Below are 1,659 nucleotides of genomic sequence, written 5' to 3'. Positions count from 1 at the left end.
GGCGAAGATCGGGCATGCCCGGCACCGTAGCCGACACCGCCCGCACCCGCCCAGACCCGTCCCGCCCCGCGGCCGCGGGACGGCTAGGGTGCGGGCATGGCAAGAGGAACGGCAGGAGGCACGGCAGGGGGCACCGCGGCGGGCGGCACGGCGGCCGCATCGGGGGAGCCGGTGGTCGTCGAGCGCGCCGACGGCGTCGGCGGCGAGCTGGTGCTGCGCCGCGCCGGCGCCCACTACGAGATCATCAGCAACGGCGTGTTCCTCATGGACACCCGCAACGGCGAGTCCGAGCGGATCCTGGTCCGCACCGCCGTGGACGGCCTGGACGGGCCCGTGCGGCTGCTCATCGGCGGCCTCGGCGTCGGGTTCTCCCTCGCCGAGGCGCTCGCCCTGCCCGCCGTGGCGCACGTCACCGTCGTCGAACGCGAACCCGCCGTCGTCGGCTGGCACGCCGGGCCGCTGCGGCCCTGGTCGGGCGGCGCGCTCGACGACCCCCGCGTCACCGTCCGCCGCGCCGACCTCCTCGACGTCGTCGCCGACCCCGCCGCCGGCCCCTTCGACGCCCTGTGCCTGGACATCGACAACGGCCCCGACTGGACCGTCACCCCCGGCAACGCCCGCCTCTACGCCCCCGCCGGCCTGGACCGGCTCGCCCGGCTGCTGACCCCCCGCGGCGTCCTCGCGGTATGGAGCGCGAACGCCGCGCCCGCGTTCGAGGCGCTGCTGCGCGACCGGTTCGCCCGGGTGCAGGCCCGGCCGGTGCCGGTACCGCGCGGCGAACCCGACGTCGTGTACCTCGCCTCGCGCCCCACCGGGTGACCGGCCCCCCGTCTCGGCGGACCGGCCCCCGCCGGACCGGGCTCTACAAAGCGGCGCCGCTCGCTTTGGCGGCCCACCTGATCCGCCCCCGAAGACCAGTTCGCTAGGTTTCGGCCTGACAAAACCTTTTTGGGAGGATCTGTGGCTACTGCCCACGCAACCCAGCGGCGCCCCGCCGTCCTGGGCGACCTGCTGCCCGGTTCCCTGGCCCGCGACGCCGCCCTCGTCGCCGGCGCCGCCGCGTTCGTCGGCGTCGCCGCGCAGCTCGCGGTCCCGCTGCCCGGAACCCCCGTCCCGGTCACCGGGCAGACCTTCGCGGTGCTCCTCGCCGGCGCCGCCCTCGGCACCGGCCGCGCCGCCCTCGGCATGCTCGTCTACCTGCTCGCCGGCATGGCCGGCGTCCCCTGGTTCACCGACGGCACCTCCGGCGCCGGCTTCCCCACCCTCGGCTACATCATCGGGTTCGTCGCCGCCGCCGCCGTCGTCGGACGCCTCGCCGAACACGGCGGCGACCGCACCCCGCTGCGCACCGTCGGCACCATGCTGATCGGCACCGCCATCATGTACGCCGCCGGCGTCCCCTACCTGATGGCCGCCCTGCACGTCGACCTCGCCAAGGCCGTCGACCTCGGCATGACGCCGTTCCTGGCCGGCGACGCCCTCAAGGTGCTGCTCGCCGCCGGGCTGCTGCCCGCCGCCTGGAAGCTCACCGGCGCCGCCCGCCGCTGACCCGCCGCCCGTCCGCCCTCGGCACCGGCCGCGCCGCCCTCGGCATGCTCGTCTACCTGCTCGCCGGCATGGCCGGCGTCCCCTGGTTCACCGACGGCACCTCCGGCGCCG

General features: G+C 76.8%; 2 protein-coding genes. Both read left to right on the top strand.

What is annotated here, in order from left to right:
• Positions 1–96: 96 nt before the first annotated feature.
• The gene (locus E1284_RS40575; RefSeq protein ID WP_243715057.1) at positions 97–819 is read left to right on the top strand and encodes a spermidine synthase family protein; all 723 of its coding nucleotides are present in this window, start codon (positions 97–99) and stop codon (positions 817–819) included.
• A gap of 141 nt (positions 820–960) precedes the next feature.
• Complete coding sequence (locus tag E1284_RS40570; RefSeq protein WP_131945415.1) at positions 961–1,548, top strand: biotin transporter BioY; 588 nt, start codon at positions 961–963, stop codon at positions 1,546–1,548.
• Positions 1,549–1,659 lie beyond the last annotated feature (111 nt).

This window comes from Actinomadura bangladeshensis (assembly GCF_004348335.1).
In the GTDB taxonomy this organism is placed as follows: domain Bacteria; phylum Actinomycetota; class Actinomycetes; order Streptosporangiales; family Streptosporangiaceae; genus Spirillospora; species Spirillospora bangladeshensis.
The sequence above is the reverse complement of the archived record's forward strand: the minus strand, read 5'-3'. Positions and strand labels throughout refer to the sequence as shown.